Raw genomic sequence first — 7,658 nt, 5'->3', positions numbered from 1 at the left:
CGGCGGGCGGGGCGGTCGTCGTCATGCGCCCAGCGGTCGACGGCGCGGCACAGGGCGGACGGCTCGTCGCGGGTGAGTCGGGCGAGGAGCTCCGCGGCCCGGGGGTGGGCGGTGGCGACGAGGGCCTCGCACAGGTCGTCGAGGGCGAGGTCGCGGTGTGTGTAGAGGAGTGCCTGGGCGACGCCCGCGACGGTCGGCGGCACGGTCGTGCCGGGTTCGGCCCGCAGGGTGCGCTCGTCGGTGAACCAGCGGCAGAGCAGCGGCTGCACGCCCCGCGGGTCGGCGGCGAGCCGGCGGCCGACGGCCTCGAGGTAGCGCGGCCGGGCGGCGCCGTGGAGGGCGGCCGGGCCATCGGCGGGCAGGAGCCGCCGGAACAGCTCCAGCCGCTCGTCCTCGCCGAGCCGCAGCCGTTCCCAGAACCAGGGCCCGAAGTCCCGTGTGCCGCCGCACCCGTCGGGGCCGCCGGGCCGCCCCGCGGGGTGCGTGGCGATCCGTCCCGCGAGCTGCCGCAGCACACCGCCGTAGGGCCGGGCGTCCCCTGCCCGCAGCAGGGTTCCCTGGAGCAGCCGGGCGGCCCACCAGCCGGGGCCGGCGACGTCCCGCCCGGCCGCGGGGCGGGGGCCGGTGTCCGCCCAGGCCGCGTCGACCAGCCGGCCCAGGCGCCGGGCGAGGACGGCGGCGCCCCGGGTGGACTCCTCGCGCAGCAGGGCCTGGACGACCACGCCCACGCACCGGGGCGGCACGTGCGCGGTGCTGTCCGTGTCGTCCGTACGGAGCTCGGGGCGGTCGGTGGCCCCGGTCGCCACCCCGTGGGAGGCCGTCCTGCGGCCGGGCCGTGCGCCAGGACCGTCCGCCCCGCCGGTGCCGGGCGGCGAGCCCCCGCCCGGGAAAGCCGTCCCGTAGGCGCCCGCGGCGCCGGCGTACGGCTCGGGCACGCCGTCCGCGTGCGCTGGGGGTCCGACGGGCGCCGGGGCGCGCTGCCCGCCCACGACCGCCTCGTACCCACCGGGCCGGGGGGTGTGCGGGGAGCGCGCGGGCGGGCCCGACGCGTACGGCCCCGACCAGGGCGGCTCCGAAGCGAAGGGGGCGGGCGGGCCGGGCAGGCGTGGCCCGGGCCCTTGCACCCCGGTCGCCGTCGGGTCCGGCACGCGGGCCCCGGGCACGTGCTGCCCGTCGGCGCCGCCCGCTGCTGCCGGGGGCCGGTGCACGTCGTAGCCCGGCCGGTGGCCGTCGCCGCGGACCGGCGCATCGGAGCCCGTCCCCGCGCCGGCGTCCGGCCCCCGCCGGGCCCGCTGCACCGGCACGGCGGGGTCGGGAGCGGGGGACAGGGCGGGGGGCGGATCCTGCGGCAGGACGGCCGCCGTGGGGGCGTGGACGAGGGCGTCCAACGCCGTGTCGAGGTCGACGTGGGCCGCCTGGAGCCAGTCGGCGATCTCCTCGTGGCCGAAGCGGTAGCCGGGGCCCGCGGGCACCAGCAGTCCCTCGGCGAGCACCGCCGCGGCCCAGCCCGCCGACCGGGGGAACAACGCGTCGAAGGACTCCCGGTCCAGTGAGCCGTTCGCGGCGGCGAGGCAGCGGCGGGCGGCCAGGTGCACCTGCCCCGCCACCCCGAGGGCGAGCCGCCGGACGGTGGCGGCGTCCCGCACCCGCTCCCCCGCGGCGATCCGCCGTGCGGCGCGGAGGCACAGCAGGTCGGTGTGGGCGGCGAAGATCTCCGCACGGCCCGGTGCCCCCGGCAGGGCGCCGGGCAGGGCCGCCCGCACGTCGGCGAGCTGCCGCAGGGCGAGCGGGTGCCGGGCGCACTCGGCCGCGACGGACGCCTCCGCCAGGCCGTACCGTTCGCGGGCGGTCACCGCCTCGCGGGCGGTGAGCTCACCGGTCGGTACGGCGTCGGGGAGCCGCTCGGCGGGCTCGTCCGGCCGGTGCAGGGTGCCGACGGGGCAGAGCGGACCCGTGGTCTCCCAGAACTCGGGTCCGCAGGAGAGCACGAGCCGGACGCCGTGGGTGCGCAGCCAGCCGAGGCTGCGGGCCGTCCACAGGGGCAGCCGGTGCGCGAGGGCCGCCGGCAGCAGGTCGGCGCCGTCGAGCAGGACGACCAGGGGGCGGTCCGCCGCACGGGCCACGCGGGCGGCCCGCTCGGGCAGGGCGTCCTCCAGGCAGTCCGCCGCGTTTCCGGGGGGCGCACCGCGCTCGCCGTGGGACGCGCCGAGGGTGCGGGCCGTCTGCCGCAGGGCCCGCCCGACCGCGTCGGCCAGCGAGGTGTCGCCGGGTTCCAGGTCGGTGCCCCGCAGGTGGAGGGTCGGTGCCGGAGCCCGACGGGCGGCGAGAGCGGTGAGTTCGGTGGTCCTCCCGCTGCCGGGCGGCCCCACCACCGCGCAGACCACGGCGGCTGCCTGGCCGGCGCCCCGGGCGAAGCGGTCCAGCTCTCGGGCGAGCCGGGGCCGGGGGACGGTCCGGGGGTCCGGTGGGGGCACGGTCGCGGCACACAGCTGCACCACCCCGGCGAGGTTCAGGTCGGCGCCGTGGGCGGGTGCACAGGCGGCGTTGCGGCGCAGCAGGGCGGCCAACGGCCCGTGCGGGTCGCGGGCGGCCGCGGCGACGAGGGGGACGGCCAGTCCGGGCGCGCGGTGGTCGGTGTGCAGGGTGGCACCGAGGACGGCGATCACCGCGCCGGTCTCGGCGTCCACGACGGGGCCCCCGGCGGCCCCGCAGCGCCGCAGCGCCTCGCTGCCGTCCGTGCCGATGGCCAGTTCCAGGGCCCCGTCCACGGTGTGGTCGTGGTCCGTCGCCTGATAGGCGGCGCACGCCGTGCCGAGGACCCGGGCCTCGCGCCAGCCGTGGGCGTGGATGCGGACGTACGAGCCCGGGGCGGGGGTGGCCCGGGTGGTGATGGGAAGCGGGGGGACGCCCAGCCCCTCGGTGCGGACCAGGGCGAGGGCCTGGGCGGGCAGCGCGGTGATGGCGGGGAGTTCGGCCGTGTGTACGGGGCCGCCGGGGACGTCGACGACGACCCGTTCCAGGCCGTCCACGGTCTCGTGTCCGGTGACGACCGTGCCGAGGTCGTCGGCGACGAAGCCGGTGCCGCGGGGCCTGCCCGTCTGGTCACAGAGCCGCACCAGTGATGTCCGGTCCGTGTGTGGCATGGTCCGACCGTAGGTCCGTGGTGATCGGCCGGAGAGCCGGTCAGGGAAACGCGCCCCCCGCCGCCCCGGGCTTCACTCCGAGCGCCCGCCCGAATGGGTGAACGATTCGGTAGCGGTTTCAACGACCGCCCGGCCGGCCTTGGCGAGAGGCCGCCACGCCTCCTGCCGGCCCGGACCGGCAGGAGGACGCCGGTCGGCGGCACGGGGTCCGCGGGCCCGGTGCGCGGCAGACGGGCGGCGACGGGCTGGGCCGCCGCCGGTCGTACCCGACCGTCGCCGTGGAGGCGTTTCCCGGGGTGGGTCCGACCTGACGGTGGACCGCCGCAGGGCACCCCCGGCAGGACCCGGTGGCGACCGCCGCCGTGGCCCCTTCACGGCCTCGGCCCGGTGTCGACGAGCGACCGCATCGGCCACCGCCGACCGAACCCGGCGCGAGCCACCGGAGCCGCCCGGCGACCGCGCCGGGCCACCGGCACCGCAGCCGTCGACGTCCACCCCCGCGGGTGACCGCAGCCGTTCCAGCCTGGCGGCCGACGAGCGGCCGGGACGGCCGCCGTCGACCGCCCCGGACCGCGGTCCGGGTGTCCCGACCGCCGCCGTCGGCCGCCCGGACCACCGGTGACCGGAGGCGTTCGGGCGTGGCGGCCGGTGAAGGGGACCGCTGCCGTGGTCAGCCGAAGACGGCCAGGCTCTTCGCCTTGCCGCCGCGGTCCTCCACGAGGGCGAGGAAGCGGCCGGCCGGGTCGAAGACGGCGACCGGGTTCCTGTCGTGCGGCGGCATGTCGATGCGTACGCCGTTGAGCAGCAGCTTCGCCCGGCGCTCGTCGACCTCCCAGCGGGGGAAGGCCGCGGCCGCCGCCTCGGCGAGGGGCATGACGGTGAGCTGCTCCTGGAGCTGGTCCAGGGTGCGCGCCGCGTCCAGCCCGTACGGGCCGACGCGGGTGCGGCGCAGGGCGGTGAGGTGGCCGCCCACGCCCAGGTCGGCGCCGACGTCCCGGGCGAGGGCCCGGACGTAGGTGCCGGAGGAGCACACCACCGACACGACGAGGTCGACCACGGGGGTGCCGTCGTCCGCCACGTCGTGCCGCATGTCGTACACCGTGAACTGGGACACGGTGACGGGCCGGGCCGGGATGTCGAAGTCCTCGCCCCCGCGCACCCGCGCGTACGACCGCTTGCCGTCGATCTTGATGGCGCTGACCTTGGACGGCACCTGCATGATGTCGCCGGTCAGCTTCGCCACGGCGGCGTCGACGGCTTCCCGCGTCACGGCGGACGCGTCGGTGGACGAGGTGGTCTCGCCCTCGGCGTCGTCGGTGACGGTGTTCTGGCCCAGGCGGATGGTGCCCAGGTACTCCTTCTCGGTGAGCGCGAGGTGGCCGAGCAGCTTGGTGGCCTTCTCGACACCCAGGACGAGGACGCCGGTGGCCATGGGATCCAGGGTGCCGGCGTGGCCCACGCGCCGGGTGCGGGCGATGCCGCGCATCTTGGCGACGACGTCGTGCGAGGTGAAGCCCGACGGCTTGTCGACGATGACCAGGCCGTCGGGCGTGCGTGCGGTGCTGCTCATCAGGCGCCGGCGCCGTCCTCGTCGGAGTCGTCCGCCGCCTCGTCCTCCGGCTTGCGGTACGGGTCGGCCTCGCCGGCGAACGTCTTGCCGGTCGCGGCCTGCCGCACCTCGGCGTCCTTGGCCCGTGCCCGGTCGAGGAGGTCCTCGATGGTGCGGGCGTTGTCCGGCAGGGCGTCCGGGACGAAGGTCAGCGTCGGGGTGAACTTGACGCCGGTCTGCCGGCCGACCTCCGAGCGGAGGATGCCCTTGGCGGACTCCAGCGCGGCCGCGGTGGCGGCGCGCTCCTCGTCGTCGCCGTAGACCGTGTAGAAGACCGTGGCCTCCCGCAGGTCACCGGTGACGCGGGCGTCCGTGACGGTCACGAAGCCCAGCCGCGGATCCTTGATGCGCCCCCTCAGCATCTCCGCGACCACGACCTGAATGCGATCGGCCAGCTTGCGGGCCCGCGCGTTGTCGGCCACCGGTCCTTCTCCTCTTCCGTCTTGCGTACAAACTCAAAAGTCTCGGAGAGCTCACCAGAGCTCACTCTTCGTCGGTGTGCATCCGCCGCCGCACGGACAGCAGTTCCACCTCGGGTCGGGCGGCGACGAGCCGCTCGCACCGGTCGAGTACCCCCGTGAGGTGCCCGACGTCCCCGCTCACCATCGCCACGCCGATTTCGGCGCGGCGGTGCAGGTTCTGGTTTCCGGTCTCCGCCGCGCTCACTCCGAACTTCCGCTGGAGTTCGGCGACGATCGGCCGGACGGCGGACCGCTTCTCCTTCAGCGACCGTACGTCGCCGAGGAGCACGTCGAAGGACAGAGTCCCCACATACATGTGTGCCCGGATGTCCCGCCGGTTCGGGTTCGATGGCCTGCCAACCGCTTGGCAGGACCATCAGAACCGTACACGCAGCGGCCGGGGCCGATCGACGGATTTCCTCCGCCGACCGGCCCCGGCACCCACTCGCCCGGGTGGGCGAGCTCGCGCACCTGGATCAGGCGCGCTTCTTCTCGCGCATCTCGTACGTCGCGATGACGTCGTCGACCTTGATGTCGTTGAAGTTGCCGAGGTTGATACCGCCCTCGAACCCTTCGCGGATCTCGGTGACGTCGTCCTTGAAGCGACGCAGGCCCTCGATGGTGAGGTTCTCCGCGATGACCTTGCCGTCGCGGAGGAGGCGGGCCTTGGTGTTCCGCTTGACCTCGCCGGAGCGGATGAGGACACCCGCGATGTTGCCCAGCTTGGACGAGCGGAAGACCTCGCGGATCTCCGCCGTGCCGAGCTCGACCTCTTCGTACTCCGGCTTGAGCAGACCCTTGAGGGCCGCCTCGATCTCCTCGATGGCCTGGTAGATCACCGAGTAGTAGCGGACGTCGACGCCCTCGCGCTCCGCCATCTGCGCGGCACGGCCGGCCGCGCGGACGTTGAAGCCGATGACGATGGCGTCGGAGCCCATCGCCAGGTCGATGTCGGACTCGGTGACCGCACCCACACCGCGGTGCAGGACCCGGATGTCGACCTCTTCACCGACGTCGAGCTGGAGCAGCGAGGACTCGAGGGCCTCCACCGAACCGGACGCGTCGCCCTTGATGATGAGGTTGAGTTCCTGGATCTGACCGGCCTTGAGGACCTTGTCGAGGTCTTCCAGGGACACCCGGCGGACCCGCTTGGCGAAGGCCGCGTTGCGCTCGCGCGCCGCGCGCTTCTCCGCGATCTGGCGGGCCGTGCGGTCCTCGTCGACGACGAGGAAGTTGTCGCCGGCGCCCGGGACGTTGGTGAGACCCAGGACCAGGACCGGTGTCGACGGAGTGGCCTCCTCGACGTTGTTGCCCTTGTCGTCGAGCATCGCCCGGACACGGCCGTAGGCGTCGCCGACGACCATCGTGTCACCGACGCGCAGCGTGCCTCGCTGGACCAGGATGGTCGCGACGGCACCGCGGCCGCGGTCGAGGTGCGACTCGATCGCGATGCCCTGCGCGTCCTGCTCCGGGTTGGCCCGCAGGTCCAGCGCCGCGTCGGCGGTGAGGACCACGGCCTCCAGCAGCTTGTCGATGTTCAGACCCTGCTTGGCGGAGATGTCGACGAACATGGTGTCGCCGCCGTACTCCTCGGCCACCAGGCCGTACTCGGTCAGCTGACCGCGCACCTTCGTCGGGTCCGCGCCCTCGACGTCGATCTTGTTGACCGCGACCACGATCGGCACGTCCGCGGCCTTGGCGTGGTTGAGCGCCTCGACCGTCTGCGGCATGACGCCGTCGTTGGCCGCGACCACGAGGATCGCGATGTCGGTGGACTTGGCACCGCGGGCACGCATGGCGGTGAACGCCTCGTGACCCGGGGTGTCGATGAAGGTGATCTTCCGGTCCTCGTCGTTGACCTGGGTGGCCACCTGGTAGGCACCGATGTGCTGGGTGATGCCGCCGGCCTCGCCCGCGACCACGTTGGTCTTGCGGATGGCGTCGAGGAGGCGGGTCTTTCCGTGGTCGACGTGACCCATGACGGTCACGACCGGCGGACGCGCGACGAGGTACTCCTCGCCGCCCTCGTCCTCGCCCCATTCGAGGTCGAAGGACTCGAGCAGCTCGCGGTCCTCCTCCTCCGGCGACACGATCTGAACGGTGTAGTTCATCTCGTCGCCGAGGAGCTGCAGCGTCTCGTCGGAGACGGACTGCGTGGCGGTGACCATCTCGCCGAGGTTCATCATGACCGCGACGAGGGACGCCGGGTTGGCGTTGATCTTCTCCGCGAAGTCGGTGAGGGACGCACCGCGCGACAGGCGAACGGTCTCGCCGTTGCCGCGGGGCAGCATCACGCCGCCCACGGACGGGGCCTGCATGGCCTCGTACTCCTGGCGCCTCTGCCGCTTCGACTTGCGACCGCGGCGCGCGGGACCGCCGGGGCGGCCGAAGGCGCCCTGCGTGCCGCCGCGACCACCCGGACCACCGGGACGACCGCCGAAGCCG

At 75.0% G+C, this 7,658-nt stretch carries 5 protein-coding genes; all 5 read right to left on the bottom strand.

The genetic code is table 11. From position 1 onward, the window contains the following. The coding region (locus BJP40_RS11415) for a trypsin-like peptidase domain-containing protein (protein ID WP_143065933.1) at nt 1–3,143 on the bottom strand (3,143 nt) is incomplete at its 3' end. Nucleotides 3,144–3,813: 670 nt separating this feature from the next. After that, nucleotides 3,814–4,713 (bottom strand): tRNA pseudouridine(55) synthase TruB, encoded by a 900-nt coding sequence (gene truB / locus BJP40_RS11410; RefSeq protein WP_071280268.1) that lies wholly within the window; start codon nt 4,711–4,713, stop codon nt 3,814–3,816. Next, nucleotides 4,713–5,174 (bottom strand): 30S ribosome-binding factor RbfA, encoded by a 462-nt coding sequence (gene rbfA, locus BJP40_RS11405; protein WP_071268907.1) that lies wholly within the window; start codon nt 5,172–5,174, stop codon nt 4,713–4,715. The genes truB and rbfA overlap by 1 nt, the downstream gene beginning before the upstream one ends. A 61-nt stretch (nt 5,175–5,235) precedes the next feature. Further along, on the bottom strand, nt 5,236–5,529 hold the full coding sequence (locus BJP40_RS11400; protein ID WP_071268908.1) for a DUF503 domain-containing protein: 294 nt from the start codon (nt 5,527–5,529) through the stop codon (nt 5,236–5,238). Between the two features lie 160 nt (nt 5,530–5,689). After that, on the bottom strand, nt 5,690–7,658 hold a 1,969-nt coding region (gene infB, locus BJP40_RS11395), incomplete at its 5' end, for a translation initiation factor IF-2 (RefSeq protein WP_079171088.1).

The organism is Streptomyces sp. CC53, assembly GCF_001865245.1.
Lineage (GTDB): Bacteria > Actinomycetota > Actinomycetes > Streptomycetales > Streptomycetaceae > Streptomyces.
The sequence above is the reverse complement of the archived record's forward strand: the minus strand, read 5'-3'. Positions and strand labels throughout refer to the sequence as shown.